We start from the raw sequence: 26272 nt of genomic DNA on the forward strand, positions 1-26272 counted from the left end.
GGCCGCGCCGAGCCCGGCGGGTCAGCCGACCTGCACCTGGTAGACGTCCACGGTCTGGTGGTGCGCGGGGTCATAGGCGTAGCCGGTGAGCCCCTTGCGGTGAACCGTCACGTACTGCGGGTTGGACATGTTGATCGAGGGGTGGTCGGCCGCGATGGTCTGCTGGGCCTCCTTGTAGAGGGCGCAGCGGGCCTCCTCGTCCGTCAGCTTCTGAGCGTCCTCGACCAGCTTGTCGACCTTCGGGTTGTGGTAGCCGCCGCTGTTCTGCCCGTTGTTGATGAACTTCGAGTTGAACTGCAGGTGCAGCACGGAGTCCGGGTCCGGGTAGGGCGGGAAGCCGTAGATCATGCCGAGGTCGGGCGTGGTCTCGTTGCTCTTGAGCATCTCGACGTACTGCGGGTAGGTGACCGCCGACAGTTCGACCTTCACGCCGATCTTGGCGAGGTCGGACTGGAGTAGCGTGGCCGCCTGCTCCATCTCGGCGGTGGCCTTGAGGTAGCTCATCGTCAGCGTGACGTTCTTCAGACCGGCGGCGTCCAGGATGCTCTTGGCCTTGTCCAGGTCGTAGCCCGCCTGCGCGACCGTGGGGTCGGCGCAGGCCATCGTGCTCGCCAGCACTCCGGCGGCCTTCTTGCCCGCGCCCTTGAGGATGGCCGACTGGTGCTGGTCGTAGTCGTAGGCGTAGGTGATGGCCTCGCGCAGCGCCTTGTCGGCCACCGGCGAGTCCTTCATCTTGAAGAAGACGTAAAGCTGCACGTTGGTGTCGGCCTTGTCCACCACATAGCCGCCGCTTTCGAGACCTGCCCAGTCGTTGGGGTCGATGTCCATCGCGATGTCCACGTCACCGTTGCTCAGCGCGGTCTTCTGGGTCGCCGCCTGCGGCAGGTAGCGGATCACCACGTCCTTGGCCTGGTTGGTGAAACCGCCCCAGTAACCGTCGTGCCGGGTGAACTTGGCCTCCTGGTTGGGGGTGTACCCGGTCAGCTTGTACGGCCCGGACCCCGCGCCGTTGGCCGCCAGCCACTGACGGCCGTCGTCGGAGCCGGCGTTGGCCTGGACGAGCTTGGAGTTGAGCAGGTAGACCCGCGACAGCGCACCCAGGAACGGTGCGTAGGACTGCTTCAGCCTGATCGCCAGGTGGGTGTCGTCGACGACCTCGGCGGAGTCGTAGGCGGTCAGCAGCGACGCGACGCCCATCTGCAGCTTGCCGATCCGGTCCAGCGTGTACTTCACGTCGGTGGCGGTCAGCTTGGTGCCGTCGTGGAAGGTCACGTCGTCGCGGAGCGTCAGGTCGAGGGTCTTGCCGTCCTTGGAGAACGTCCACTCGGTGGCCACCGCGGGGGCGATCACGCCGCCCTTGCCGTACTTGACCAGGGTGTCGTAGGCGGGGATGGACACCTCGTCAACGGTCGAGTTGTCGGCCTGGACCGGGTCGAAGGTGGCCGGCGGCTCGTTCTCCGCGATGATCAGCGTCTGCTTGCGGACGTCGGAGCCGCCGGAGCCGCCCGGGGTGCTCTGGCCGCAGGCCGCGAGGGCCAGCGCGCCGACGAGCAGGACGGAGGTCAGGCCCAGCGTGCCCTTGCGGCCACGTGCCACCGGGGTGGCGGGGGGTCGGTGCACTGTCGTCTACCCTTCACTCTTGAGTCGGGCGGCCCTGGCCGGCGTGGGCCGCCAGCCGTCGCCGTCCACGATCACGCCGTAGGACTGCTCCGCGGCCTCGGCGCTGACGTAGCCGTTGAGCACGTCGGCCACCACCGCGGCCGGGTCGCGGTCGAGGGGGTCGCCGTAGCCGCCGCCTCCGGCGGTCCGGTTCACGAACCGGTCGCCGGCCTTCATCGCGGCCCGGTACATGCCGACCCGCTTGGCCTGGTCGGTGTCCGGCCACAGCACCATCTCGCTGGGCTCGGGCTCCTGGCCGCCGTCCAGCGCCCAGGGCCGGGTCTTGCTCTTCTTCTTCATCGACAGCACCTCGCCGTCGGCGAGGTAGCGGACCTGCCTGAGCACGCCGACGCCGCCGCGGAACCGGCCGGCGCCGCCGGAGTCGGGAATCAGCTCCAGCCGCTCGTGGAACACGGTGGACTTGTGCTCCAGCACCTCGACCGGGGTGTTGCGGACCACGCTCTGGGAGGGGTGCTGCTGGGCGTTCGCGCCGTCGCGGTCCTTGCGCGCGCCCCAGCCGATGCCCTCGTTGTTGCTGATCACGAAGTCCGCGCCGGTGCGCGGGTCGTGGCCGAGCGCCATGAAGCCCGGCTCGTCACCACCGGAGGAGGCCGGGATCGAGTCCATCACCTGGGCCAGCGCCTTGTGGATCAGCTCGAACGCGACGATGGCGCTCCACTGGGTGAAGGTCGCGGCCGGGTAGACGGCGTGGAAGAAGTTGCCGGGATCGGCCTTGACCTCCAGCGCCCGGTAGTGCCCGGCGTTGGAGGGCTCCCTGGGCGTGGTCAGCTCCTTGAAGATGGCCTTGCCCAGGCTCTCGGTGGAGCCGATCGGCAGGTTGACCGGGCCGGCCACCGCGCCGTCGGAGCCGTTGAAGTCGACCTCCATCCGGTCGCCGTCGATGGTGACCTTGACCTCCATCCGGATCAGGTCCTCGGTGATGCCGTCGTCGTCGCAGTAGTCGAAGGCCGTCCAGGTGCCGTTGGGCAGCGCGGCCAGGGCCTTTCTGGCGACCCGCTCGCCGTGCTCGATGACCTGCCTGATGGCCTGGTCGACGGTCTCGCCGCCGAACTTCTCCCAGACCTGCGCCAGCCGGTTCTCGCCGGTGCGCAGGGCGGCGAGCTGGGCGTGGAAGTCGCCGATGGTCAGGTCGGGCAGCCGGGAGTTGAACCGGATGAGCTCGACGATGTCGCGGACCACCTCGCCGCGGCTCACGATCTTGGTGCCCGGGAAGATGAGACCTTCCTGGTGCATGTCCGTGGAGTCCAGGACATAGCCGGGGGACTTGGCACCGAGGTCCATCCAGTGTGCGCGCACCGCGAGGTAGGCCGCGGGGCCCTCGTGCCCGTCACGGAAGACCGGCGCGAAGAGCATCGCGTCGTAGGAGTGCGCGCCGCTCCAATACGGATAGTTCAGCAGGTAGACGTCGCCCGGCGCGAAGTTCTCCCGGCCGACGTACTCCACGCCCTTGACGATGGCGTGGTCGTTGGCACCGAGGAACGAGGTGATCCCCGCGGCCTCGGCGGTCAGCTCCAGGTCGGCGTTGTAGATCGAGATACCGAAGTCGAGCACCTCGTAGATCACCGGGTTGAAGGCCGCCCGCACCAGGGTGCGGCGCATCTGCTCGCCCACCGAGACCAGGTAGTTGCGGATCACCTCGACGGTCGCGCCGTCCAGACGCTCAGGGCTGTTCACAGGGTTCCTCCGGTACCGGTCACCAGCAGCTGTCCATAGGTGTCGACGGTGAGCCGCTGATCACCGAAGATCACCGTCGTCGAGGTGCCCTCCTCGACGATCGCCGGGCCGCTCACCTCGTGACCGGGCGCCAGGGTGGTCCGGTCGTAGACCGGGAACACGGCGATCTCGCCGACCGCAACGTCGAAGGCGGGCCGCTCGCCGACCGCCTCGGGCCCGCCGGGCCCGGCGGGTGCCAGCTCGCGCAGCGCCGGCTTGGCCAGCCGTCCCACCGCCCGCACCCGCAGGGTGAGGATCTGCCCGGTGTCGGCCATCGCGTGGCCGTAGCGCGCCTCGTGCTGGGCGTTGAACCGGGCCAGCACGCTCGCGGCGGTGTCGCCGGGCTGCAGGTCGATGCCGAGGCTGTGCTCCTGGCCGTGGTAGCGGATGTCCAGCCTGCGGATCAGGGTGCGGTCCTCCGGCTTGATGCCCTGCGCGGACAGCACCTCGTCGCCCTGCGCCTCCAGGTCGGCGAACTCGCTCTCCAGGTCGGCCAGGCTGTCGTCGCTGAGGGAGCGCAGCACGGTGGCGGCGAACTCGTACTCCAGGTCGGACATCAGCATGCCGAAGGCGGAGAACGCGGCGGGCACCTGCGGGACGATCGTGGTGGCGATGCCCATCTCCCTGGCGAGCATCGGGCCGAGCAGCGGTCCGGCGCCGCCGATGGCCAGCAGCGCGAACTCGCGCGGATCCAGCGCCCGCTCCACGGTGATCTCGCGCAGCGCGCCGACCATGCGGGCCAGCAGCACCCGGAAGACGCTCGCGGCGGCCTGGGTCACGCTCACCCCGAGGGGAACGGCCAGCTTGGCCTCGATCGCGGCGCGGGCCGCGTCCGCGTCGATGGACATGTCGCCGCCGAGGAACGCGGCGGGGTCCAGGTAGCCAAGCACCAGCGCGGCGTCGGTGACGGTCGGCTCGGTGCCGCCCGCGCCGTACGCCACCGGCCCCGGCACGGCGCCGGCGCTGTGCGGGCCGACCTTGAGCAGCCCCTCGTCGATCCAGGCGATCGAGCCACCGCCCGCGCCCACGGTACGGATGTCGAAGATCGGGATGAGCAGCGGGAAGCCGTCGATGCCCGCCTCGTGCACCTCGCCGGGCTCGCCGTCCTCGATGACGCAGCAGTCCACGCTGGTGCCGCCGACGTCGAAGGAGATCAGCTTGGGCAGCCGCTGCTCGCGGGCCAGGAAGGAGGCGCCCACCACTCCCCCGGCGGGGCCGGACAGCACGGTCATCAGCGGGGCGCGGCGGGCCAGTTCCGCGGTCATCGCACCGCCGCCCGAGCGCATGATGTGCAGCGGGTGGGTAAGCCCCGCCTCGGTCAGCCTGGCCTCCAGGGTGCCGATGTAGTCGCTCAGCACCGGCCGGATGTAGGCGTCCAGGGTGACGGTGCTGGTCCGCTCGTACTCGCGGTACTCGCGGGTGATGTCGGTGGAGACCGAGATCGACACGTCCGGGTAGAGCTCGCGCAGGATGCGCGCGGCCCGCCGCTCGTGCTCGGGGTTGGCGTAGGAGTGCAGGAAGCAGATGGCCAGTGAGGCCAGTCCCTGCTCCTCGACCAGGATCCGGCCGGCCTCGCGCACGGCGTCCTCGTCCAGGTCCTGCACCACGTCGCCCTGCGCGTCGATCCGGCAGGGTACGCCGATCCGCCGGCGGCGCGGCACCAGCGGCGGCGGCGGGGCGTAGGAGAAGTCGTACATGTGCTGGCCGGGGACGTTGGCGCGGGCGATCTCCAACAGGTCTCTGAAGCCCTCGTTGGTGATGATGCCGAGGTTCGCGCCGCGGCGCTGCAGGATCGCGTTCAGGCCGAGCGTGGTGCCGTGGACGAACGCCTCCACCCCGTCCAGCCGGGTGGCGAGGCCGCCCACCGCGTCCAGGACGCCCCGCTCGGGGGCACCGGGGGTGGTCGAGGCCTTGTGCAGCCGGATCTGCCCGGTCTCCTCGTCGTAGGCGATCGCGTCGACGAACGTGCCGCCGATGTCCACGGCGAACCGGGTACGTCCGGCCGGAGCGTCGGGGGAATTCACAGGGCACCTCCAGGGACCTGCTGCGGGGCGGGGACGACCGGCAGATCGTCACGGACGATCCGGCCGGCCTGCATGACGAAGGGGATCCGGCGCAGCGCGGAGACGTCGCTCAGCGGGTCGCGCTCGGTGACGATCAGGTCGGCGAGGTAGCCCTCCTCGACGGCACCGGCCTGGCCGGCCAGCCCGACCAGGCGCGCGGCCTCGGACGTGCCGGCCCGTACCGCCTGGATGGGGCTGAGTCCCGCGTCGGTGAGGAACTCCATCTCGCGGACCGCCACGACGGTGTCCTCGATGGGCTCGCCCGGCGGGTAGTCGGTGCCGGCGAGCATGGTGATGCCCGGTGCGCCGGGGTCGTCCGGGTCGGCGATGCCGGCCGCGACCGCCCGCCGGATGCTGGCCAGGTGGCCGGGGCCGACCTCCACCGCCCGCTCGATCTGCCAGGGCGTGAAGCTGTGCTCGGCCATCCAGTCGGGGCAGCGGGTGACGCACAGGGTCGGGGTGAGGAACACCCGCCGGTCCGCCATCTGCCTGGCCGTGTCGTCGTCCAGGTCGTAGGCGTGCTCGTAGCCGCGGACTCCGGCGGCGAGCGCCTCGCGGATCGCCGAGCCGGCGCCGGCGTGCGCGGTCACGTAACTGCCGTGCTCCTCGGCGGCGCGGACCACGGCCCGCATCTCCTCGGCGGTCATCTGCGCGCCGGTGAACGACTCGCCCTGGTGGGCGATGCCGCCGGTGATGAAGATCTTGAGCAGGTCGGCGCCCGCGTCCAGCTCCTGCCTGGCCGCGCGCAGGAAGCCGTCGTGCCCGTCGGCGTAGGAGCAGTCGGCGCCCTTGCCGTGGCCGCCGGTGGTGGAGATGGCCCGGCCCGCTCCGACGATCCGCGGCGCGGCCACCCAGCCCTGGTCCGCGGCGGTGCGCACCAGCAGGTCGGCGCGGTTCTGCTCGTGCACGCAGCGGATCGTGGTGACCCCCGCGACGAGGGCGTCCTGCGCCCGGGACAGCGCGCGCAGCGCGGTCAGCCCGGGGTTCTCCGACTCGTCGGTGGCGGAGAAGGGGTAGAGCACCGACAGGTGGGTGTGCACCGAGATCAGGCCGGGCATCAGGTACCTGCCGCCCAGCTCGACGGTCCGTGCTCCCGGGGGCGGGGCGTCCGCCGTGATCTTCTCGATCCGGCCGGCCGCGACGAGCACGTTGGCGTTCCTGCGGATCCGTCCTGATCGGACGTCCACGACGTGCCCACCGGTCAACCAGAGGGTCTCGGGCTCCGACGTGGGCCGCAGCCGAGGTGATGTCAGCACCGCTTGCTCCTTCTGTCCTGGTGGTTTTCCTGCTCTGGGCCGTTGTCTTCCTGGCTCCACCGCTCCATCAGCCGGCCGGGGCCGAGGTCGGAGACGTCGACCGGCGGCGGCTTCCCCTCGATCAGGCAGCGCAGCGTCTCCCCCCACAGCGGGGCGAAGGTGAAGGCGTAGGTGCCTCCGGCCACGTAGAACCCGGGGGCGCCGGGCACCTCGCCGATCACCGGCATCTCGTCGGGCGTGGCCGCGAGCGGCCCGGCCCACATCCGCAGCAGCCGCAGGTCCCGGATGAACGGCAGCACCCGGACCGCCAGCGCGACGTTTCCCACCAGGCTGTCCAGGCTGGCGTCGCTCCGGCCGGCCAGGTCCATGCTCAGGGCCGGCCAGCCGCCGCCGATCAGCAGGTTGCCCGCGGCGACCTGCTTCACCGACAGTCCCTCGCCGATGTGCTGGACCAGGTGGGACATGGTGGCCGAGGAGCGCACGGTGGCGTGCATCTGGATCGCCACCGGTGTCATCCGCAGCGTGATCCCGGCCATGGCCGCGATCTCCCCCAGCCAGGGCCCCGCGACGTCGACCACCACGGGGGTGTCCACCACCCGCTCGGCGGCGCCGCGCCCGGCGACCACCCGCCAGCCGTCGCCGTTGCGGGTGATCCGCCGGACCGGCGCGAACGCCACGGTCCGGCCGCCGTGCCTGGTCGCCGAGTCCAGGTAGGCGGGGGTGACCTTCAGCGGGTTGGCGTAGCCGTCCAGGTCACACCAGGTGGCGGCGGCCACCGTCGGTCCGAGCAGGGGCAGCGCGGCCCGCGCGGCGTCTCCGTCGAGGATCTCGGTGTGGATCCCGGCGGCGGCCTCCCAGCCGTGCTTGTCGCGCAGTTCCTGGCACTGCTCCTCGGTCTCGGCGATGGTGAAGCCACCGGTGCGGCGGACCTCCACCGAGGTTTCCAACTCCTCCTCCAGCGTCTCCCACCGGTCGCTCGCGGCGCGCTGCAGCGGCAGGAACCGCGCGCTGTCCAGCGGCACCGCCTGACCGGGGCGCTTGGTGTGCACGGCCTGCATGTGCAGGTTGCCGGCGGTGGTGCCGGAGCCCTCCCTGCCGGGGGCGCCGCGTTCCAGTACGAGCACCCGATGGCCGCTGCGGGCCAAGTGGCTGGCCACCGAGGCGCCGAGCACCCCGGCTCCCACGATCACCGCGTCCGCGGTCCGCGTGCTCATGCGTCGCCTTTCTGCGATTCCGGTCCGGCCAGCTCCAGCAGCGTGGCGAGGGGGACGGGGCGCACCGGCAGCCGGGAGGGGAAGACCTCCACCCGGGACTCGCCGTCGCCCGCGCCCCGGCGGGGCATGACGGACCGGACCAGTCCGGCGACCGCGAACCCGCACTCCCGGCCCTGGCAGGGGCCCATTCCCGCGCGGGTCCAGGCTTTGGTCGCGTTGAGGTCGCCGTCGGCGCTTCCCGCGGCGGTGGTGCGGATCTCCTCCGCGCGGACCGCCTCGCACCGGCAGACCATGGTGTCGGCGGGCAGCGCGGGCGCCAGCGTGGCGAGCAGTGCCGCCGGGCCGGGATAGAGGGAGTCGGTCAGCGTGATGAAACGTTCCAAACGGCGCCTGGCCGACACCACCCGCCGGGTCTCGGACACCGGTACGGCCGCGCGGCCCTCACGGGTCAGGATGTCGTGCGCGGCGGCGAGCCCTCTGGCCTTCGCCGCGTGCACCCCGCCGATTCCCGCCGCCTCGCCCACCACGTACACATCGGCCCGGGAGGCGCGTCCCGCCACGTCGATCACCGGCACCGCGTCCCCGCTCGCCACGTCGACCCGCACCTGGCAGCCCAGCATGCGGGCCAGGTCGGTCTGGGGCCGGAAGCCGTACCCGACGCAGAGCGCGTCCACCTCGACGGTGCGGACCGGGCGCGCGGGCCTGGCCGCGGCGGCGAGGGTCACCGAGGAGACCCGGTCGCGGCCGTCGGCGCGGAGCACGACGGTCTCCTGCCAGATCGGCACCCGGGCGCGGGCCAGCCGCGCGGCGTAGGTGGCCAGCTCGCGCAGTCGCGCGGGGTGGCCGAGCGTGCCCAGCGCCCGCAGGCTCGGCCGGTACGGCCTGCCCGCCTCGGCGATTCCCACCACGCTCACGCCGAGTTCGATCAGCGAGCAGGCGACCGGCAGCAGGAACGGCCCTGAACCGGCCAGGACCACCCGGTCTCCGATGGTGGTGTGATCGCTCGCGGCCAGGTGCTGGGCGAAGCCCGGGGTGGTCACTCCGGGAAGCTGCCAGCCGGGGAAGGGGAACACCCGCTCGAAGGCACCGGTCGCCAGCACGAGGTAGCGGGCGCGCAACCGCACCGGATGCTCGGCGGCGTCGGAGGCGAGCAGCGTGCGCCCGTCGTCCTCCACACCCCAGACCAGATGGCCGGTGCGGCACTCGGCGCCGGCCGCGCGCACCTGGGCGATCAGCCGGCCGCCCTCGGGCCGGTGGTCGCCCCAGTGCCTCGCCACCGCGGGCGCGGGCCTCCGGTAGTACTGCCCGCCCAGTTCCGGCTGCTCGTCGAGGATCGTCACGGCCAGACCGGCGGAGGCAAGCCGGGCCGCGGCGCTGAGCCCCGCGGGACCGCCGCCGACGATCACGACATCCCGTTCGACGACCTCGCCGTACGTGGCCGCGCTGCGCTCAGCGGTCATGCGGGACCTCTCCCTCTGTGGCCGTCTCGACCCGCATGCCGGCATAGATCTTGGTGATGCAGGCGCGGACCCCCGGACGACCGTCCACCGTCACCTCGCACTCGAAGCACACGCCCATCCCGCAGAACGGGCCGCGAAGGTCGCCGCCCACCGGATTGCGCCGCAGGCTCCACCTCCGCTCGCCGACGAGGACCGCGGCGAGGCTGATGCCGTCGACGGCCTGCACGGAGTCGCCGTCGACGACGATCTCCGTTTGCGGAGCCCGGCCCGGCCCGGCACGCCGGCCGGTGCGGCCCTGCGCCGTCGTCATCGCCCGGCCCGCCCCGAGACGGTGTCCGCGCCGCCCCCGGAAAGGGCTTCGACCAGGCCGGACTCCTTCAGCGCGGCGCCGATCGCGTCGAGCCTCTCCGGGTCCGTGATCGGCAGGAGCGGCGGGCGGACGTGCCCGCCCGGCTGGCCGAGCATCGCCATGGCGGCCTTGAGCTGGGCGATGGGCGTGCCGTACACACCGCTGTAGTCGGGGTTGATCAGCCGGGAGGAGAGCCCCGCGTACCGGTCGACCCAGCCGCGCGCCGCCTCGCGATCGGATGCCGCGACCGCCTCGTAGTAGGGGACGGCGAACGGGGCGCCCATGCCGCCGCCGTCGATGTTCCCGTCCCCGCCCAGCTCCAGCAGGACGGCGAGGCCCCGCCGGTGCAGGAAGCTGCCGAACACCCGGACCCGGTCGCCGACCTCCTCAACCGTGCCGAGCATCCGCAGCCAGTCACCGGTGCTGTCCTTGATGGCCACCACGTTGTCCAGGTCGGCCAGTCTCGACATCAGCCCGGGGTGGGCGGAGATGTCGACGGCCACCCCGCGCGGCCAGTTGTAGACCATGAACGGCAGCTCCGTCGCGGAGCTGACCTGCCGGTAGAAGGCGAGGATGTCCTCAGGCCCCGGGTGCACGTACGGCGGGGGCGTGGCGAGCACGCCGTCCGCGCCCGCCTCGGCGGCGTGCCGCGCGAACTCGATCGCCTCTGCGGCGGTGTAGGCCGTGACACCGACGACCACCGGGACCCTGCCGGAGAGCTCGGACACCGCGATCTCGGCGACCCGGCGGCGCTCGGCCGCGCTCTGGCTGAACCACTCACCGGTGCTCCCGTTGACCAGGACTCCGTGCACGCCCTGGGCGGCGTAGAGCCGGAGCAGCGCGCGCCACGCGTCCTCGTCCAGCCCGCCATCGCTGGTGAAAGGGGTGGGCGCGGCCGGCCAGTAACCGTGCCAGGTGACGTCGTCGCGGTCCATGGAACCCCCGGGGATCAATGTTGTAGTCATTTTTTGGGATCGCTTGCATTAGGTTGCAGTACTCGGGAGATTCAGGTCAAGGCCGAAATATGTTTTTAACCTGGGTAAATTTCCTCGCACCTCACCAAGTGTTCATGATCTTGTGGCAAAATTTTCCCCCGGATGGGATCGATCCCAGGAAGAAGGATGATGGCGATCACGCTGAAGGACGTCGCCGCCGCGGCCGGGGTGTCACGCAGCACGGCTTCTCGCGCACTGAGCGGCTCACCGCTGATCGCCCCGGAGACCCGGGTGGCGGTGAAGGAGGTCGCGGATCGGATGGGCTACCGCCCCAACCGCGCGGCCAGCGCGCTGCGTTCCAAGCAGTCCCATGTCGTGGGACTGGTGCTGAACAACCTCATCAACGCGTCCTTCCACACCATCGCCGAGGTCGTGCAGCGTCGCGCCGCGGCCGAGGGTTACCAGGTGATGCTCTGCATCACCGACGCGGACCCGCGGCGGGAGGAGTCCTTCCTGCGGACCCTCGCCGCGCACGGGGTGGACGGGCTGATCATGATAGGTACGGGCAAGAACACGGCCATGGCCAACGCGCTGCTCGCCGAGGGCATCGGGGTCGTCAACGTCATCCGCGCCGCCGCCGAGAGCGCCGCGCCGTCGGTGCTCGCCTCCGACCGCGAGGGCGCCCACGCGGCCACCTCACACCTGCTCGACCTGGGTCACGAGCGGATCGGCTTCATCGGCGGCCTGCTGAGCGCCAACTCCGGCCTGGAGCGGTTCGCCGGCTACGAGCAGGCACTGAGGGAACGCGGCCGTCAGGTCGACGAGTCACTCGTCGAACGCGGGCCGTTCGACTCCGCCTTCGGCGCCGAGGCGACGGAGCGGCTGCTGCGCCACAACCCGGAGATGACGGCGCTGTTCGCCGCGAACCACGAGGCCGTGTTCGGCATGCTGCCCACACTCGTCGGTGCCGGCGTCGTCATTCCCGAGCAGCTCTCGCTGATCTGCTACGAGGACATCCCCTGGCTGCGCTGGTGGCAGCCCCCCATCACCGTCGTCGACAACGGGGCCCACGAACTCGGGGATCTCGCCATGAACCTCCTGCTCCAGCAGATCGAACGGACCGACCGGTCGACGGCTCCGGCACGGACCACCGGCCGGGCAGGCCGGGCCTACCGGGTGGGCGCCCAGCTCGTCCTGCGCTCCTCCTGCGCGAAACCGGCCGCCCCCCGCTGAGGTGAACCGCCACGACCCATGATCCTCGAACCCGCGGAGGCCCGCCCGGGACCGCCGCCGTTCTCCTGCTCTCCCAGACGTACGGGGCATGGACAGGGGTGGCGGGGCATTTTACAGTTCGGGGATGTGCTGATCGCGGGTTTCCCAGTGAGGCTGTGGCATGCCAAAACGGTTGCTCTACGTTCCCACGCACCGGCGCTGTCCCGAGGCCATCGTCTCGTATCTGGACGAGAGCCTGTTCCTCGCCCGCGAGTACGGGGAGGAGATCCCCTTCCTGCTCGTCGAGTCGTTTCCGGCCGACTGGATCCCCGAGCATGCCGAGTTGCTCGGGCGGCTCAGCGTCGAGCGGTCCGCGCGGGCCTTTCATCTGATACCGGAGGGGCGGCGAGCCTACGTACGGGCGCTGGTGGAAGCGGCGGCCGATGAACCGGCGGATCGGGATCGGCTGGAAAGGCTCCTGATCCCGGAGGGGGTCTCGTACGGGGCGGGGCCGAACATCGCCGCGTTGGTCGCGGTGGCACTCGACGCCCAGGTACTGCTGCGCCGGGACTCCGACACGCGCCCGATGCCGCGTGGGGAGGTCCTCGCGTTTCCCGGAGAGCTGGAACTGCGCGCGCTGGCCGGACAGGGGGTGTATTTCGTCGCCAGCACCTATGTGGGAGATCCGCCGCTGGACCGGCGCGACCTGCTGTCGGCGGGACCGGAGTTCGTGCGCCGTATCGAGCGCGAGATCAAACCCGGCCTGAGCGATCGGGAGATCGACGAGCTGCTCCGCGAGTACCTGGTCGACGAGCCGGCCCGCGGCTACGACTCCGATTTCGTCACCCCCGACCGGCCTGGAAGCGTGGAGATGGGCGTCTCCTGCGTCAAGGAGATCTTCCGTACGGTGCCGGAGATGCCGCTCACCGAGATGCTCGGATCGGACTTCATCCAGCGGAACCTGCTGCTGGCCGTCGGGTATCCGGTGTTGTTCCACTCCCGGAAGGTCTACCACCGCTACGACGAGACCCGGCGCGGGCGCTCCGACTTCTCGGCCGCGGTCCGCTACGCGGTACGGGACCTGCGTTACCTGTTGTTCTGGCGGATCTGGAGCGAGCTGGCCGCGCTGGTGGCCGCGCGGCCCGAGGACTTCTGGCGCCCGCCGGGAGAGGTCGACGCGGAACGGTTCGGTGCGGCGGCACGGCAGGCGGTCGCCCGGCAGACTCCGTCGCTCCCCGGCGTCGCGGCGGAGTTCGGCGCGGCGCACCTGGCCGCGGCGGCGGAGACCGGTGGCGACGTCGCGGCACGGCTGAACGCGATCGGTACGGCCGCGCTCGACGGTACCGACCGTCATGTCGCGGAGGTCGTGGACGGGTTCGCCGACTACTGTTTCCTGCTGGAGCACTGGCCCGCGCTGGTCGCCGCCGCCTCCCGCTCGGCCGATCTGGTCCGGGCCCTGACCTCGGTGGGGGAGGGCCGACTCGGATGACCGACGGCAGGCCGCGCAACAGCGGTCAGGAGGTACCGTACTCGGCCGCCTTCCGGCGGCAGGTCGCCAACGCGGTCAGAGCGGCCGAGTTCGAGGCCCGGGAGTTCGCCGGGGTGCCGGTCTTCCACGACCAGCCCAGCCTGCTGGAGGCCGGCATCCGGACCGTCGATCCGGCGCTGGACTGCTGGGTGGAGCAACGCGAACTACATGCAGGCGAGCGTGCTGTTAGAGACCTGAGATCAGCTCCCTGAGCTCCGCCTCGCGGGGTGAGCCCACCTGGTGGAACCGGTCGGCGGCCAGCCGCCACCGCCCGGCGGCGGCCCCGGTGTCGCCCGCCGCCGCCCAGGTCTCACCAAGCAGGGTGAGAATCCGGGCCTGCGCCAGCGCGTCGTCGGCTTCGGCCGCGATCTGCAGCGCCTGGTCGAGCCGGGTGACCGCCTCGGTGAGGCGGCCCGCGTCGGCCGCCACGGCGCCGAGCCCCGCGGTGGCCTCCGCCTCGCCGCGCCGCTGCCCGTACTCGACGAACGGCGACAGCGCCCGCGCGAACGCCGCCTCGGCCTCGTCGATCTCACCCCGGTCGCGGTGCGCCCAGCCAAGCCTGACCAGCGCGTCGGATTCGGTCAGCTTCGCTCCCTGCTCGCGTGCGATCTCCAGCACCTGCCGGTAGAACCCGGCGGCCAGGTCAGCGTGTCCGCGTACCCGCTGGACCTCCCCGATCGCGGTCAGCGCGTAGCTCTCCCCACTGCGGTCGTGGAACTCACGCTGCATGACCAGTGACCGCTCCGCCTGGGCCATGGCCTCGTCGAGCCGCCCCAGCTGGAGGTAGCTCATCGCGAGATGGGTGTGGGTGTACGCCACTCCGGTCAGGTCGTCGATCCCGGCCCAGGCCGGCAGTGCCCGCTCGAAGTAGGCGGTCGCCTCGACCATCCGGCCTCGATCCAGGCAGACCTCACCCATCCCGTTGAGCATGAAGGCGCTCAGCAGCGCGCTGTCCAGGTCCGTCGCGATGGCCAGGCCCGCCTCGTAGCAGGCGATGGCCTGGGCCGGGCGGCCCTGGTCCCGGTAGACGTTCCCGAGGTTGCGCAGGATGCACGCCTCGCCCCGCCGGTTGCCCGCCAGCCTCGCCGCCTCCAGCGCCAGCTCGTGGGTCGCCGCCCATTCGGCCCAGCGGGCGAGCACCCGGAAATGGTAGTGCAGCGGATCGGCGAGTTCCCAGGTCAGGTCCCACAGCCGGTGCTCGTAGGCCTGCCCGACGGCGGCGACGATGCCCGCCTCCTCGGTGACGAACCAGTCCATCGGCCGGGGACCGACCAGGGCGTCGGCGTCGAGGTCGCGGGGCAGCCAGAGCCTCGCCCGGGGAGCCAGGGCGTCCCGTTTGCTGTTCGGCGACATCAGGTAGAGGGCGCGTTTGGACAGCGCCAGATACCCGCCCAGAACACGTTCCATGGCCTCGTCCGCGGGACCGTGGTCACGCAGCCGTTCCTGGGCGAACGAGCGCAGCAGGTCATGAAAGCGGAAGCGGAGCTGTCCCACCGCGTCCTCGCCGACCGCCTCCAGGAGCTGGACGTCGGCCAGCCGCTCGATGAGCTCCTCCGCGGCCGCCAGGTCGGAGTCGAGCGCCGCCGCGAGCACCCAGGGGGCGAAGTCGGGTGCTCTGACCAGGCCGAGCAGCCGGAACGCCGACTGCTCCTCCGCGCTCAGGGCCGCATAGCTCAGGGAGAACGAGGCACGCACGCTGAGATCACCGACTTTCAGCTCTTCGAGGCGGCGGTGCTCGTCCTCCAGCCGGGTGAGCATCCGGGCCAGCCGCCAGTGCGGCCGGACCGCCAGTCTGGCCCCGGTGATCCGGACCGCGAGCGGGAGGTGGCCGCAGAGCCGTACCAGCCGCTCGGCGGCCTCCGCCTCGGCATCGACCCGAGCCGGACCGACGATCTTCCTCAGCAGTTCGAGCGCCGCCTCGTGCGTCAGCACGTCCAGGTCGAAACCTCGGGCGCCCTCCAGCGTGGGAAGGCGCTCGCGGCTCGTGATCAGTGCCGCGCAGCCGGGCATGCCGGGCAGCAACGGCCGGAGCTGGGCGGCGGACGCGGCGTTGTCGAGAACGACGAGCACCCGCCTGCCGTCCAGCAGCCCCCGGTAGAAGGCGGCGCGTTCGGCCGCGTCCGGCGGGATCGCCGGGCCCTGCACGCCGAACGCGCGCAGGAACCCGGCGAGGACGTCCGAGGGGTCGAGGGATTCGGCTTCCGCGCCCCGGAGGTTCACGTACAACTGGCCGTCGGGGAAGAAGTCCCGGAGCCGGTGCGCCAGCCGTACCGCGAGGGTGGTCTTGCCGACCCCGCCCATGCCCGAGATCGCACTCAGCACCACCGTGTCCTCGGCTCCGACGAGCCAGGAGCGCAGGGTCTCCAACGCCTCCTCACGTCCGGTGAAGTCCGCGAGGTCGGCGGGAAGCTGGTAGAGCCCCGCGGTGATGGTGAACGGCTGGTCCAGATGCTGATGGATGATCAGGTCTCGTCCGGCGACGTAGAGGTCGCGTCCGGCGTGCATCTCAGGCATCGCACCTGCCGCATCGGGAAGGAGTCCAGAGTGACACGAGGATTATCCCCGAGCGGAGCCCGATGATGAAGGCGATTGTCACCAACATTTCCCGCCACGACGGAGCACATGTCCTCGAAGCGCGCTACGGCGACTGGCGGATCACCGTTCACCTGCGTCCGGACACCGGGCCGGGGACGGCCACCGAGCTCGCGGAGCCGCTCGGGGCCGTGGCCGCGGCCCTGGCGGCGGCACCGGCGGCGGACCCGCCCTGGAGCGACGCCGAGGACGCGGCGCTGGTACGCGCCTTCGACGCCTGCTACGACCTCGACGCGGTGGCCGCGCGCCTGGGACGGCCCGCCGGGAGCGTACGGCGGCGGCTGACGCTCTTCGGCAGGCTGCCCGCGATGGATCCGGTGACCGGTCGGCTCATCGAGCCGTCGGATGACCTCGCCACCCCCTGACCTCGGCACGGTCCGCGGTCAGTGCGGCCGGCGTTCGAACAGGGTCCCGTTCACCACCATGGCGTCGAGGTCGGCCTCCCGGAACACCGCCATCGCCTCGGCCGGGGTCTCGACGATCGGCTCGCCGCGGATGTTGAGGGAGGTGTTCAACAGCACCGGGGGCGCGCCGAGGCCGGCGAACTCCGCCAGCAGCCGGCCGAGCGACGGGTGGTCCTCCTGCTCCAGCGTCTGGACTCGGGCCGTGCCGTCCACATGGCATACGCCCGCGAGCGTCTTTCGGTGCTCCGGCCGGATGGGCCAGGCGAACTGCATCCAGGGTGAGGCGCAGTCGGCGTCGAAGTAGTCCCCGGCCGCCTCCGCGAGGACCACCGGGGCGAGCGGCCGGAACCACTCTCGGTGTTTGATGCGGCTGTTGATCCGCCGTGCGACGTCGGCGCGCCGGGGGTCGGCGAGGATGCTGCGGTGGCCGAGCGCTCGCGGTCCGAACTCCGAGCGCCCTTCGAACCAGCCGACCACCCCGCCCCGGTCGAGCAGCTCGGCCGTGCGACGCAGGACCCGGTCGTCGATCTCCTCCGTGCCGTAGGTTCGCCCCTGGTATGGGCCGACGGGGAAGCGCGCGGTCGAGGCCGGCGGGTCGAGTTCGAGTGCGGCGAGGATCGCCGCGCCGAGCGCCGTTCCGTCATCACCGGGGGCATAGACCACGTGGACCCGTTCGAACGGGGTGTTCTTTATGATCTTTCCGTTGAACGCGCAGTTCAGCGCGACTCCCCCGGCCAGGCACAGGTTGGGGCAGCCGGTCACCCGCCAGGCGTGGTCCAGCACGTGCAGCAGGATCTGTTCCAGGACCCACTGACCGGCGAAGGCGATGCTCGCGTCGATCTCGAACCCGCCGGACACCCGGTCCGAGCGGATCCGGCGGATCCGCTCGACCACGCCGTACGGTCCCTCAAGCGTGATGGTGAAGCGTCCGTCCGGCAACAGCTCGACGGCCTCCATGAGCTCGCCGGTGAACCGGTCGTCACCGTAGGGTGCCAGGGCCATCGTCTTGCCGGCCTGCATGAAGGCGAAGCCGATCCCCTCGGTGACCGCCCGGTAGAGGTCGCCGAGCGAGTTGGACATCAGCGCCGTCAGGTCGTTGGACGACGTGGCGCCCCGCTTGGCCCCCACCACCTGGCCGAGCCGGGTGAGCTCGTTGCCCCGGCCCAGCATCCAGGTGGTCGTCTCCCGCTCGTGCCGGTCCGCGGCGCCCGGTCCGACGACGCTTCCCGCTCCGTCCACGACCAGCACCACGGCCTCCTCGAAAGGGCTGGTGAAGAAGGTGCTCGCGGCGTGCGACCGGTGGTGGTTGACCCAGCGGATCGAGATCTCGGGTTCCCAGCCGCGCAGCGGGGTGAGCATGTCGTTCGCGGCGAAGGCCCGGATGTCCTCGGCCTTCAGGCCTGCCGCGTCCAGGCAGTAGGCGAGGGAGGCCCGGCAGGGGTCGGGGTCCAGCAGCGCGTAGCGGACCCGGCTGAGCCGCTCGTCCTCGATCGCGACGCTGCCGCCGTCCTCGGTGATCAGCCAGGTGGCGAAGTCGTGAATGGACCCGCCGAACCCTATGACGCCCGTCATACTTTCTCCTTCGTTAGGTCTCGGCGCTGCCGGCCCACGGGTTGCACAGGTGGACGAGGAGGATCGCGATCGCCCAGCGGTCGGGCATCACCGAGACGGCGCCCAGCGCCACCGGCGGGGCCGCCCACTGGTACAGCCGTGCCGTGTCCGTGGCGACGAGGAGCTGGGCATAGGCGAGGGTCACGGTGACGACGAGCATGGGCACGACGCGCGCGTCGGTGACGAGCAGCGCGAGCAGCCCGGCCCCCCAGGGCGTCAGCGTCGCCAGCGGGTCGAACCACTTTCCCGCGTGGTAGAGGCTGCCCGCCCGCCAGGGATTTCGCATCAGCTCGGACTGCCCGAAGTGGTCCTCGCCGACGGTGCCGGTCAGCCGGCGGATCAACGGGGCGGCGAGAGCGGCCAGGGGCAGCCAGTGCCAGGCGAAACAGGCGGCGAACAGCGGAGCCGACTCCTTGACGCACCCGGCGACGAGGGCCGCCAGCAGGGCTGGGAGCCAGAGCCCGTGCTGGAGGAGGATCGCCGAGCCGAGAGCCCAGGCGAGGGCCGTCCCGTCGACGAGCACCGGCCAGCGGAGCTGGATCCGCCAGATTCCCGGCATGCCGCATATCAACAGGCCGCCGACCACCCGCAGGCGCGCGTCGGGGATCCAGGGTTCCATCCATACGGTGACCAGCGGCGGCAGCGCCACCAGGTGCGCGGTCGTGCACCAGCGCCATCGGCGTGGGGAGTCCCCGCACAGCGCGGGCAGCAGCCAGCGCAGCATGAACGGCAGCGCGACCGGCTGCCCGGCTCCCGCCCGCAGGTAGCGGCGGCCATCGGGACAGACGGCCCGCACCGGCCAGTTGATCAGGCTCAACCCGAGCAGTACCAGGGAGAGACCGAGCGACCACAGCGCCGCGCTCACGGATCACCGCACTGCTCGCACCACCAGCAACCGGTGGCGTACGGGGTGGGTCCCAGCGGCGCGGGACGGTCGCACCGGGATCTCAGCCGCACCGGAGAGGTCTCCGGGGTCTCGATGGCCAGCATGGTCTCCGTGACGTGTCCGACGAACCCGCCGGTCAGCCGCTGTTCGGTCAGGCCCCGCAGGGCGTGCGCCATGTCGATGACTCCGATCCCGCGTCCACCCGGCGCGTCCGCCGGATAGGGCACGGTCGTCCATCTCGACGATCGGGCCGTCTTCAGCCGGACCTTGCCGGTGTAGAAGTTCGGGTCGGGGATCGCGAGGGTCCCCTCCGTCCCGAAGATCTCCAGATGCGGGATCCGGGTTCCCCACACCTCGAAACTCGTCGTCAGGGTGGCGACGGCCCCGGTTTCGAACTCCAGGAGGGCCGCCAGGTGGGTCGGCACATCCGCGAGGAAGGTCTCCCCGGCGCGTGGTCCGGTGTCGATCGACCGCCGCGGTGAGGGCCGGCGGTGCGCGCCGACGACGTCGCGCACCGGGCCGAGCAGTCCGACCAGCATGCTCAGGTAGTAGACGCCCATGTCCAGCAGCGGTCCCGCGCCGGGCTGGTAGAAGACCTCGGGCGTGGGACAGCTCCGTTCGTGTCCGGGGGTCAGGAGTGCCGCCGCCGCACCCAGCGGATGTCCGATCAGGCCCTGGTCGATCGCGCGGCGGGCGGCCTGGGCGGCGGCCCCGAGTGCGGTGTCGGGCGCGCCGCCCAGCATCGCGCCGGCCGCCGGGGCCGTGGCCAGCAGTTCGTCCAGCTCCGCGGCCGAGGCGGCGAGCGGTTTCTCGGTGTAGACGGACTTGCCGGCTCCCAGCGCCTGACGGGTGATCCCGGCGTGCCACCGCGGCGGGGTCAGGTTGATCACCAGCTCGATCGAGGCGTCCCGCAGCGTCTCGGGCAGGGAGGCCGGCACGGCCCGCGCGCAGGACGCGGCCAGCTGCCGGGCCCGCTCGGGAATCGAATCGCAGCAGGCGACGATGTCGATGATCGGCGCCCTGGTCAGGGTCCTCAGATATTTGGCGGAGACGTTCCCGCAGCCGACGACGGCGCACCTGACAGGGGGGACCGGCATGTCTGCCTCGCGTGAGTGGGGCTGAACCGTCATGGCGAATATCGGAAGGCTCTGCTCTTATTAGAGGAGAAAGCCGGAGAATGACAAGGAAAAACTCGATTCTGTCATCGGATGACATTTACGGAGATGCCGTGGCGGAAATTCGGCCATTCCGTTTCGGGGTGGAGACGGCGGGTGCCCCGAACGCGGCCCGCTGGCGGGACACCGCCCGCGCGGTCGAGGACCTCGGCTACCGGACGCTGCTCGTCATCGATCATCTCAGCGACCAGCTCGCACCGGTTCCGGCGATGCTGGCGGCGGCCGACGCCACGACGACGCTGAGGGTCGGCTCGCACATGCTCGCCAACGAGTTCCGCCATCCGGCGTTGCTGGCGAAGGAGGCGGCCACCGTCGACCTGCTGTCGGAGGGACGGCTGGAGCTCGGCCTCGGGGCGGGGTGGAACCGCGCCGAGCACGACCGGATCGGGGTCGAGCTGCCCGCCCCGCCCACCCGGGTGGACCGGCTGGCCGAGGCGATCGCCGTCGTCAAGGGTCTGCTGGAGCACGAGTCGTTCAGCTTCTCCGGCCGCCACTACGCCCTCGACGAGGTGACCGGACTGCCACGGCCGGTGCAGCGGCCGAGGCCGCCGCTGATGGTGGGCGGCGGCGGGCGGGCGATCCTGTCGCTGGCCGCGCGCGAGGCCGACATCGTCGGCCTGAACGCCAACCTGGCGTCGAGCCGTTCGGACGCCTCCAGCGCGGCGACCATGACCGGGGCGGCCACCGCCGCCAAGGTGGAGTGGATCCGGGCCGCGGCCGGATCCCGGTTCGACGCGCTGGAACTCAGCGTCCGGGTCTACTACACGGCGGTGACCCAGGACGCGGAAGCGGCGGCCGCGGAACTCGGCCCGCTCACCGGGTTACCGGTCGCCGAAGCACTGCGCTCGCCCCATCTGCTGCTGGGCGACACCGAGCGGCTGGTGGACTCCCTCCAGGAATATCGCGAAATATACGGCATTTCCTATTTTGTAATTACGGCCGATGCCTATGAGGCGTTCGCCGGGGTCGTCTCCAGGCTGGGATAACCGAGGCGGATGTAAACTTCGGGGATTCTGTTCCGGCCGCCTTCGCCCTACTGTGGTCCCAGAGTCGTCGGCGTAGGGGCGGTTTCAGATGGACATAGCTGCGGTGTCGTCCGCGGTGGCTCTCATGGTCGCCGGCGGCGCGGCCACGACCATGGGCGAGCAGGTGGCCCTGGACCTGGTCGAGCGGATCCGCGAGAGGATACGCGCGATCTTCGGCTCCGACGAGCGCTCGGCGGAGACGCTGGACCAGGCGATCGAGGAGCCCGGCGACGAGAGCCGGATCAGGTCGCTGGCCGAGGCACTGTCCTGGTACGCGCGGCGGGACGAGGAGTTCGCCAGCGAGCTGGAGGGGTGGGCGCGCGACCATCCGGCTCCGGCGTCCCTCGTGCAGAACGTCCGCGCGGGCAGGGACGCCTACGCGGCCGGCCGGGACATGACGGTCAACCAGCGATCCGACCCCTGAGACCACCCGCGATCCCAGCACGATCCACCACTGCGCAAATCGCCCTTGGGCTACAGCTTGGCGGCGATGTCGGCACCGAGGTCCGTGTCCACGTTGGTCCAGTACCGCACGAACCGATCGCGGATGTCGTCGTCACGAATCCGGAGTCCTTGACCGACGAGCGTGGCGATCATGCGTTCGCGGCCGGTGCCGGTGAAGCTGAAGGAGGCGACGCCATGCCTAGGACGCGGCACATCGTGTTCCTGGTGTTCGACGGCATGAAGATGCTCGACATCTGTGGTCCCGCCGAGGTCTTCTCCGAGGCGAACCATTTCGGAGCGCACTACCAACTCACCTATGCGTCGACTTCCGGGCGGGCTGTGGCGACGTCGATCGGAACGACATTCGCTGTCGATCAGGCGGTCAGCCAGGTCGAACGGGCCGACACCGTCGTGGTCTCGGGCGGCGACGACCTCCCCACGAAACCGATCCCGCCTGACCTGGTCGCCGCCGCGGCCGCGCTACAGGCCCGCTGTACTCGGATGGTGTCCATCTGCACCGGGTCGTTCGTGCTGGCATCCTCGGGGCTGCTCGACGGGCGGCGGGCCACCACGCACTGGAGGTATGCCAGTTTGCTCGCTCGAGCGTTCCCAAAGGTCTCGGTGTCACCGGATGCGCTCTTCGTTCATGACCGCGGCATCTACACCTCTGCCGGTGTCTCCGCCGGCATCGACCTGGCACTGTCTCTCGTCGAGCAGGATCACGGCCCCGACCTGGCCCGTGACGTGGCGCGCAGCCTCGTGATGTTCATGCAGCGGCCTGGAGGACAGTCACAGTTCGCAGTTCCACTCCAGATTCGGGCACCACGGACGCCCACACTGCGCGCCGTGGTGGACTTGGTCTCCGCGCAGCCGGCGCTCGCGCACAGCACAAGCTCGCTGGCCGCGCACGCCGGGGTCAGTCCGCGCCATCTCGCGCGCCTCTTCGCCAACGAGCTCGACATCTCGCCGGCCAAGTTCGTCGAACGCACACGGCTCGACCACGCTCAGGCGCTCCTGGACTCCGGACACGGCGTCGCGGAAACGGCGAGACTGGTCGGATTCGGCAGCGCCGAGACCCTGCGCCGGCTATTCGTGACCCGATTCGGAATCTCGCCCAGCCAGTACCGGGCCCGTTTCAAGACGACCACCCGGCGCCCCCAGGCCGGGCCGGGCTCAGGGCCCGGCCCGGCCGTGGGGTCATCTCGGACCCCGGCGGGCACGAACTGACCGGTTACTCCGGCCAGGCGTTGTTCTGGATGATGTCGACGAAGTTCGCGCGCTTGAACCGCCGGTCGAAGTGGGCGAGTACGTCGTCGTTCATCGTGCCGAAGGTGGTGTCCGGGCGATCCGCCATCCCCTCGTAGAACGCGTGCAGGATCTGACGCTTGAAGTCCGGACGGGGGTGAGCCTCAACCACCGCCTGTATATCGGCGTCGCTGATCTGGCCGAGATCCATGCCCAGTACATCAGTCTCCACCCCGAGCGTGACGACTCCGACTTCGGGAGCGAGATGGAGCGGCACCTCGGGGGTGGTGTGGAGGGCAATGGCGAGCCACACGTTGCGTGCCTCCTCCTCGGAACGGCCGTGGTCGCGGAGGAAGTCGAACGCGGCGTCCGCGCCGTCGATCTCGAAGCGCTGGTGGCACTTGCGGAACGTCTGGGTGAGGCCCAGGTCGTGGAACATTCCGCCGACGTAGGCCAACTCCGGGTCGACCTCGACGCCGCGCGCTTTCGACTTGAGCATCCCCCACAAGAAGACGCGTCGCGAATGATGGAACAGTGTGTCGCCCACGACGGCATCGTCTGTGGCACTCCGCACCACCTCGGTTGCCTCGCGGACAAGGGCGGTATCGGGAATCTGGATTCCTGCGATGATCTCGGTCACGGGACCTCCTGGTCAGTTGAGCGTCAGGGACTCCTCCAGCGTCGCGGCGCAAAGGCGTTTCGCATCCCACGGCACCGGACAGGAATCGCTCGATCCGCGACAAGGCGATCCGTGCGGAGCGCGGCCTGCCTACTGCGACGTCTCCGCTGGATGGCAGAACGGCTTGAACACGGCCGATCACTCTTGGCCGTCTCTGCTCTCTGAGAATGACCTGATGGGTTTTCGCACCGTTTGAACCCTGTCCGAAGTGTCCCCGCCGCCCCTACCCCTCGGACCTGTCCGATGCCCGCCGACAACCTCACCCGACACATCACCGGCGAAACCCAGCTACATGACCGGCGATCAATCATGAACTTCGCTTTCAGCCGCCCCCTCAGGTCGCCTGCTGTGAGGCGGCGGCCTCCGGGCGCAGGTCGGCGAGGCTCAGCCGGTGCGCCGGCTCCTCCGGCAGCACGACCCGGCGGGTGGGGCTGAGGTCCGGTCCGATGTGGAACAGCTCGCCGGGCTCCATCAGATGCCACTGGGGATGGTCGTCCATGCGCTCGCTGGCGACCACGGACGCGGAGGTGCCCGCCAGGTCCCGGGAACGGACCCGCATCCGGTCGTTGCTGCCGCTGTGGTCGAGGTGCCGGACACCGTGCTGCCCGCCGGCGGCCCGCCGGAGTAGGTAAAGCCGGTGGGTGTCGGGATAGCGCAGCGCCCACAAATCCCGCGGCGTGGTGAGGACCAGGTTGAGCGCGTAGACGGGCAGGTTCCTGGCGACCCAGCGTGCGGCGCTCTCGATGCCGGCGGCGACGTCGCCGCCGTGCGCCCTGGTCTCACGGGTGATCAGCGCGAAGAAGCGCTCCGAGTCGGTGTCCCCCTGGACCAGTTCCCGGTCCCTCCCCAGTTCCGCGTCGAGGTCGTCCAGGCCCTCGATCACCCCGTTGTGCGCGAAGAGCCGCCCGTCCTGCAGGAAGGGATGCGTGTTGCGCACCTCCAGGTCGCCGGTGGAGGCGAACCGGACGTGCGCCAGAAAGGTGGTGGACTCCACCTCCTTGGCCTCCTCGGCGAAGCACCGGTCCTCGTAGGCGGCGATGGGAGCCTTGTGCATGTGCGGGGTGCCGTCGGCGTCGAAGTAGCCCAGCCCGGTCCCGTCGGGGTCGCGGTGGCTCTGGTGACTCAGGCTGTCCGGGGCGTCCAGCAGCCAGAAGGTGGCACGCGTACGTTCAGGGATGCTGCTCAGGCCGAACAGACGGCACATCTCAGGGTCTCCTTCTCCGTCACTTCTGCTCCGGCCGCACCGGCCCGTACCCGACCTGGCGCCGTCAGCCGTGGCGCCGGAGCCTCCTGGCCCCGGTGCCGTGCGCGAACCCGCCGGCGTCCTCGGCGGTGTGACGCGGCCGATCCTGGTCGGAAAGGCGGGGCAGGACCCGGCACAGGTCCTGCAGCAACAGGTCGGCCAGGTCGTTGCTGAAACCGTTACGGACGACGACGCGCAGCACCGCCAGGTCCGTGCGGTTCCTCGGAAAGGTGTAGGCGGGCACCAGCCAGCCGCGCTCGCGCAGCGCGGCGGAGACGTCGAAGACCGTGAAGTTGTCGATCCCCTCCCGTACCCGGAAGGCGAACACCGGAGCCTGGCCGCCGTCGGTGATCAGCTCGAACCGGTCCAGCCTGGCGATCTCCCCGGACAGCCGGGTCGCCACGTCCCGGCAGGTCTGCTGGACCCTGCGGTAGCCGTCGAAGCCCAGCCTCAGGAAGTTGTAGTACTGCGCGACCACCTGGGCGCCGGGGCGGGAGAAGTTCAGCGCGAAGGTCGGCATGTCCCCGCCGAGGTAGTTGACGTGAAAGACCAGGTCGTCGGGGAGTGCCTCGGAGTCGCGCCACAGCGCCCAGCCCACTCCCGGCATCACCAGCCCGAACTTGTGCCCGGAGGTGTTGATCGACGCCACCCTCGGCACCCGGAAATCCCAGTGCAGGTCGGGGTCGAGGAAGGGCGCGATCATCGCGCCGGAGGCGCCGTCCACGTGGATCGGCACGTCGAGTCCGGTACGGGCCTGCAGGTCGTCCAGGGCCGCGGCGATGTCGGCGACGGGCTCGTAGCTGCCGTCGTAGGTGGAGCCCAGGATGGCCACGACCCCGATGGTGTTCTCGTCGCACAGCTCGACGGCCGTCTCCGGGCTCAGGTGGTACCGGTCGCCCTCCATCGGCACGTACCGGGGTTCCACGTCGAAGTAGTCGGCGAACTTCTCCCAGCAGATCTGCACGTTGACGCCCATCACCAGGTTGGGCCGCCCGGCCGGCCGTCCCTCGGCCTGGCGCCGGTGCCGCCAGCGCCGCTTGAGCGCCAGACCGCCCAGCATCGCCGCCTCACTCGAACCGGTCGTCGAGCAGCCCACCGCGCGATGGGGCTCCTCGGCGTGCCAGAGCCGGGCGAGCATGTCCACGCACCGGATCTCCAGCTCCGCGGTCTGCGGATACTCATCCTTGTCGATCATGTTCTTCTCGGCGCACTCGGCCATCAGCCGCCGCGCCTGCGGCTCCGCCCAGGTGGTGACGAACGTCGCCAGGTTCAGCCGCGCGTTGCCGTCCAGCATCAGCTCGTCGTGCACCAGCTGGTAGGCCGTCTCCGGCTCCATCTCCCCGGCGGGCATGGCGTAGCGCGGGACCCGGACCGGCTCCCGGCTGAAGATCGGGTTGACCTCCAGATCGCGGCTTCCCCGCCCGGTGTGACCGGGCCGCCTCAGCGGCATCGTCCCACCCCCTTCCCCAGCCGACCAACGCCCTCACCTGGGCTTTCCCCCTAGGCTGGGTACCCGTGCCGCCGCGGTACGACACCAACCGCCGGTGATCCGCCCGGC

The 26272-nt window shown here is 70.9% G+C and carries 23 protein-coding genes; 7 read left to right on the forward strand and 16 right to left on the reverse strand.

Features of this window, described 5'->3' with window-relative positions; all coding sequences use genetic code 11:
- Window positions 1-21: 21 nt before the first annotated feature.
- Genes ABT061_RS11705 through ABT061_RS11740 form a run of 8 tightly spaced genes read right to left on the reverse strand, consistent with a single transcriptional unit; the run spans window position 22 to window position 10700 of the window.
- On the reverse strand, window positions 22-1620 hold the full coding sequence (locus tag ABT061_RS11705; protein WP_350915403.1) for an ABC transporter substrate-binding protein: 1599 nt from the start codon (window positions 1618-1620) through the stop codon (window positions 22-24).
- Between the two features lie 6 nt (window positions 1621-1626).
- Entirely contained in the window at window positions 1627-3354 is a 1728-nt protein-coding gene (locus tag ABT061_RS11710) for a hydantoinase B/oxoprolinase family protein (protein WP_350915405.1), read from the reverse strand.
- Window positions 3351-5417, reverse strand: a complete 2067-nt coding sequence (locus ABT061_RS11715) for a hydantoinase/oxoprolinase family protein (protein WP_350915407.1) — start codon at window positions 5415-5417, stop codon at window positions 3351-3353. Before ABT061_RS11715 ends, ABT061_RS11710 begins: the two co-directional genes overlap by 4 nt.
- The gene (locus ABT061_RS11720) at window positions 5414-6712 is read right to left on the reverse strand and encodes an amidohydrolase family protein (RefSeq protein WP_350915409.1); all 1299 of its coding nucleotides are present in this window, start codon (window positions 6710-6712) and stop codon (window positions 5414-5416) included. The genes ABT061_RS11715 and ABT061_RS11720 overlap by 4 nt, the downstream gene beginning before the upstream one ends.
- A complete protein-coding gene (locus ABT061_RS11725; protein WP_350915411.1) occupies window positions 6706-7926 on the reverse strand; it encodes an NAD(P)/FAD-dependent oxidoreductase in 1221 nt (406 codons plus the stop codon). Before ABT061_RS11725 ends, ABT061_RS11720 begins: the two co-directional genes overlap by 7 nt.
- Complete coding sequence (locus tag ABT061_RS11730; RefSeq protein WP_350915413.1) at window positions 7923-9386, reverse strand: FAD/NAD(P)-dependent oxidoreductase; 1464 nt, start codon at window positions 9384-9386, stop codon at window positions 7923-7925. Before ABT061_RS11730 ends, ABT061_RS11725 begins: the two co-directional genes overlap by 4 nt.
- Window positions 9376-9696 carry a (2Fe-2S)-binding protein gene (locus ABT061_RS11735; RefSeq protein ID WP_350915415.1) on the reverse strand — a complete coding sequence of 107 codons (321 nt, stop codon included), beginning with the start codon at window positions 9694-9696 and terminating at the stop codon, window positions 9376-9378. The genes ABT061_RS11730 and ABT061_RS11735 overlap by 11 nt, the downstream gene beginning before the upstream one ends.
- Window positions 9693-10700 carry a dihydrodipicolinate synthase family protein gene (locus tag ABT061_RS11740; RefSeq protein WP_350915417.1) on the reverse strand — a complete coding sequence of 336 codons (1008 nt, stop codon included), beginning with the start codon at window positions 10698-10700 and terminating at the stop codon, window positions 9693-9695. Before ABT061_RS11740 ends, ABT061_RS11735 begins: the two co-directional genes overlap by 4 nt.
- A gap of 156 nt (window positions 10701-10856) precedes the next feature.
- Here ABT061_RS11740 and ABT061_RS11745 point away from each other — a divergent pair, with 156 nt between their 5' ends.
- The 3 genes from ABT061_RS11745 (at window position 10857) to ABT061_RS11755 (ending at window position 13622) form a co-directional block, all read left to right on the forward strand.
- Window positions 10857-11903, forward strand: a complete 1047-nt coding sequence (locus ABT061_RS11745) for a LacI family DNA-binding transcriptional regulator (protein ID WP_350915419.1) — start codon at window positions 10857-10859, stop codon at window positions 11901-11903.
- A 160-nt stretch (window positions 11904-12063) separates the two neighbouring features.
- Entirely contained in the window at window positions 12064-13371 is a 1308-nt protein-coding gene (locus tag ABT061_RS11750; protein WP_350915421.1) for a DUF6271 family protein, read from the forward strand.
- Window positions 13368-13622, forward strand: a complete 255-nt coding sequence (locus tag ABT061_RS11755; RefSeq protein WP_350915423.1) for a hypothetical protein — start codon at window positions 13368-13370, stop codon at window positions 13620-13622. The genes ABT061_RS11750 and ABT061_RS11755 overlap by 4 nt, the downstream gene beginning before the upstream one ends.
- On the opposite strand, the gene ABT061_RS11760 is transcribed toward ABT061_RS11755, so the two are convergent.
- On the reverse strand, window positions 13597-15924 hold the full coding sequence (locus ABT061_RS11760) for an ATP-binding protein (RefSeq protein ID WP_350915425.1): 2328 nt from the start codon (window positions 15922-15924) through the stop codon (window positions 13597-13599). The genes ABT061_RS11755 and ABT061_RS11760 overlap by 26 nt on opposite strands.
- Window positions 15925-15986: 62 nt before the next feature.
- Between ABT061_RS11760 and ABT061_RS11765 the strand changes: the two genes are divergently transcribed.
- The gene (locus tag ABT061_RS11765) at window positions 15987-16367 is read left to right on the forward strand and encodes a hypothetical protein (RefSeq protein WP_350915427.1); all 381 of its coding nucleotides are present in this window, start codon (window positions 15987-15989) and stop codon (window positions 16365-16367) included.
- A gap of 18 nt (window positions 16368-16385) precedes the next feature.
- On the opposite strand, the gene ABT061_RS11770 is transcribed toward ABT061_RS11765, so the two are convergent.
- From ABT061_RS11770 to ABT061_RS11780, 3 genes are read right to left on the reverse strand one after another with little or no spacing between them, the layout of a single operon-like run.
- A complete protein-coding gene (locus tag ABT061_RS11770; RefSeq protein WP_350915429.1) occupies window positions 16386-17978 on the reverse strand; it encodes a carbamoyltransferase family protein in 1593 nt (530 codons plus the stop codon).
- A 13-nt stretch (window positions 17979-17991) separates the two neighbouring features.
- A complete protein-coding gene (locus tag ABT061_RS11775) occupies window positions 17992-18882 on the reverse strand; it encodes a hypothetical protein (RefSeq protein WP_350915431.1) in 891 nt (296 codons plus the stop codon).
- Window positions 18879-20000, reverse strand: coding sequence for a Gfo/Idh/MocA family protein (locus ABT061_RS11780; protein WP_350915433.1), 1122 nt, complete (start codon window positions 19998-20000; stop codon window positions 18879-18881). Before ABT061_RS11780 ends, ABT061_RS11775 begins: the two co-directional genes overlap by 4 nt.
- A gap of 131 nt (window positions 20001-20131) precedes the next feature.
- On the opposite strand from ABT061_RS11780, the gene ABT061_RS11785 reads away from it, so the two are divergent.
- Window positions 20132-21064 carry a TIGR03621 family F420-dependent LLM class oxidoreductase gene (locus ABT061_RS11785; protein ID WP_350915435.1) on the forward strand — a complete coding sequence of 311 codons (933 nt, stop codon included), beginning with the start codon at window positions 20132-20134 and terminating at the stop codon, window positions 21062-21064.
- An 88-nt stretch (window positions 21065-21152) separates the two neighbouring features.
- A complete protein-coding gene (locus ABT061_RS11790; RefSeq protein WP_350915437.1) occupies window positions 21153-21527 on the forward strand; it encodes a hypothetical protein in 375 nt (124 codons plus the stop codon).
- Window positions 21528-21577: 50 nt separating this feature from the next.
- Here the strand turns inward: ABT061_RS11790 and ABT061_RS11795 are convergent, their stop codons facing one another.
- On the reverse strand, window positions 21578-21760 hold the full coding sequence (locus tag ABT061_RS11795; RefSeq protein ID WP_350915439.1) for a catalase-related domain-containing protein: 183 nt from the start codon (window positions 21758-21760) through the stop codon (window positions 21578-21580).
- Between the two features lie 3 nt (window positions 21761-21763).
- On the opposite strand from ABT061_RS11795, the gene ABT061_RS11800 reads away from it, so the two are divergent.
- The gene (locus ABT061_RS11800) at window positions 21764-22774 is read left to right on the forward strand and encodes a GlxA family transcriptional regulator (RefSeq protein WP_350915441.1); all 1011 of its coding nucleotides are present in this window, start codon (window positions 21764-21766) and stop codon (window positions 22772-22774) included.
- Window positions 22775-22778: 4 nt separating this feature from the next.
- Here the strand turns inward: ABT061_RS11800 and ABT061_RS11805 are convergent, their stop codons facing one another.
- The 3 genes from ABT061_RS11805 to gad form a co-directional block, all read right to left on the reverse strand.
- Window positions 22779-23432, reverse strand: a complete 654-nt coding sequence (locus tag ABT061_RS11805) for an HD domain-containing protein (RefSeq protein WP_350915443.1) — start codon at window positions 23430-23432, stop codon at window positions 22779-22781.
- Between the two features lie 373 nt (window positions 23433-23805).
- Window positions 23806-24675, reverse strand: a complete 870-nt coding sequence (locus ABT061_RS11810) for a class II glutamine amidotransferase (RefSeq protein WP_350915445.1) — start codon at window positions 24673-24675, stop codon at window positions 23806-23808.
- A 64-nt stretch (window positions 24676-24739) separates the two neighbouring features.
- Window positions 24740-26164 carry a glutamate decarboxylase gene (gene gad, locus ABT061_RS11815; protein ID WP_350915447.1) on the reverse strand — a complete coding sequence of 475 codons (1425 nt, stop codon included), beginning with the start codon at window positions 26162-26164 and terminating at the stop codon, window positions 24740-24742.
- Between the last annotated feature and the right edge of the window lie 108 nt (window positions 26165-26272).

This window comes from Streptosporangium sp. NPDC002544, assembly GCF_040295965.1.
In the GTDB taxonomy this organism is placed as follows: domain Bacteria; phylum Actinomycetota; class Actinomycetes; order Streptosporangiales; family Streptosporangiaceae; genus Streptosporangium.